Raw genomic sequence first — 421 nt, forward strand, 5'->3', positions numbered from 1 at the left:
TCGCGAAAGAAACGACTCAGATGACTAAGTCTCAGATCCTTTCTCAAGCTTCAAGCTCGATTCTTGCTCAAGCGAAGCAAGCTCCGAACTCGGCACTTAGCCTACTAGGTTAATCGATTGAAAGGTCACGTTGACCCTAGTGTTAACGTAGGACCTCCACAAATTAGCTCGTGGTGAGAGATGAGCGCTAAACAAACCCAGCTTCGGCTGGGTTTTTTATTGCCCGTTATTTGGCGAGTATGTATTTAGAAAAGTGCAATGTTGGTAGGCAGGAGCAAAAGCGAGATTCCCTATCGCGTTCGTTCCTCACTGTAGGGAATAATGAAATGGACCCACCCTTCTAAACGGCGTCGCAATGCGCCAAGATGAATATTAAACACAATCATCTAACTGAGGGTAGGTCCATATGAAAACTATAACG

1 protein-coding gene is annotated in these 421 nt (G+C 45.4%); it reads left to right on the top strand.

Features of this window, described 5'->3' with window-relative positions; all coding sequences use genetic code 11:
* The coding region (locus tag H5300_RS27095) for a flagellin (RefSeq protein ID WP_259397661.1) at positions 1–113 on the top strand (113 nt) is incomplete at its 5' end.
* Positions 114–421 lie beyond the last annotated feature (308 nt).

Origin of the sequence: Vibrio sp. SG41-7, assembly GCF_014164465.1 — a bacterium.
Lineage (GTDB): Bacteria > Pseudomonadota > Gammaproteobacteria > Enterobacterales > Vibrionaceae > Vibrio > Vibrio splendidus.